At 61.6% G+C, this 1,416-nt stretch carries 2 protein-coding genes; both read right to left on the bottom strand.

What is annotated here, in order from left to right:
- Positions 1-7: 7 nt before the first annotated feature.
- A complete protein-coding gene (locus AC1DVA_RS28335) occupies positions 8-859 on the bottom strand; it encodes a carbohydrate ABC transporter permease (RefSeq protein WP_476808120.1) in 852 nt (283 codons plus the stop codon).
- A gap of 1 nt (position 860) precedes the next feature.
- Positions 861-1,416 (bottom strand): carbohydrate ABC transporter permease (locus AC1DVA_RS28330; protein ID WP_476808119.1); only part of this gene is annotated, 556 nt, incomplete at its 5' end.

Raw genomic sequence — 1,416 nt, 5'->3', positions numbered from 1 at the left:
ACAGCCTCTAGCCCTTGACGCCCGCGAGCATGACGCCGCGCACGATGTAGCGTTGGAAGAACAGGAAAATCATCAGCGTCGGGATCGTCGCGAGCGAGGCCCCCGTCATGATCAGTTCCCACTGGATGGATTGCTCGACGGCGAAGCTCGATAAGCCCACCGGGAGCGTGTAGAGCGCGGTATCGGTGGTCACGATCAGCGGCCAGAAGAAAGCGGTCCAGTTGCCGAGAAAGGTGAAGATCGCCAGCGCCGAGAGCGCCGGRGTCACCAGCGGCAGGGCAACCTTCCACCAGATCGCGAATTCGTTCAGCCCGTCGATCCGCGCAGCCTCGAGGAAGTCATCCGGCACGGTCTCGAAGAACTGCTTCATCAGGAAGACGCCGAAGGCGGTGATCAGGCCGGGGAACATGATGCCCCAATAGGTGTCGACCCAGCCGAGCTTGCTCGCCATAAGATACCAGGGGATGACCAGCATCTCGGTCGGAATCATCAGCGTCGAGAGGATTGCCAGGAACACCACCTGCCGACCGGGAAAGCGGAACTTCGCCAGCGTGTAGGCGACAAGGCTGTCGAAGAACAGGCAGGAAAGAGTGACGATGGTGGCGATGCTGACGGAGTTCAGGAACCAGCGGCTGAAGCGACCGTCCGAGAGCACTTTGATGTAGTTGGCAAAGCTCGGTTCGGTCGGGATCAGTTTCAAATCGTAGACCTGTCCCGCCGATTTCAGCGAGGTGGAGAACATGAAAAGCAGCGGGGTCATCATCACGACGCCGCCAAGGAATAGCAGCGTCCAGGCGAGGATGCGGCCGGGGCGGATCGCGGAATAGTGCCGTGCCGGCTGGAAAGTTGGGTCAGCCATGTCAGCGGCTCCTCAGGATCCAGAGCTGCGCCATCGAAATGGTGAACAGGATGGTGAACAGCACGACGGTCTGCGCCGCCGCATAGCCCATCTGGTAGGACGAGAACGCGCTCTGGTAGATCATCAGCACCAGCGGCTTGGTCGAGTTCAGCGGCCCGCCGGGATCGTTGCTGGTCATGTTGTAGACCTGATCGAAGATGCGCAGGAATCCGATCGAGGAGAAGACGACGAGGAAGACCGTGGTCGGCTTCAGCAGGGGAATCGTGATGCGCCGCAGGAGCGCGCCCTCGCCAAGCCCGTCGATGCGCGCCGCCTCATAATAGCTCGTCGGGATGGCGCGCAGGCCAGCCATGAAGATGATGATCTGGAAGCCGAGATGCGCCCAGATCGCGGTGGCCATGATAGCCGGCAGGGCCTGCTCGATCGAGCGCAGGAAGGGCTGCGTCGGCAGGCCGACGGAAGCCAGCATGCTGTTGATCACGCCGATCGGGACCGGCTGGTAGAACCAGCGCCAAACCCAGGCCATTGCGGCCGCCGTGGTCAGATAGGGCAAGAAG

It is taken from the genome of Allobosea sp. P4_C6 (assembly GCF_056402015.1).
Note: the sequence above shows the minus strand (reverse complement) of the source record. Positions and strands in the feature narration are given on the sequence as shown.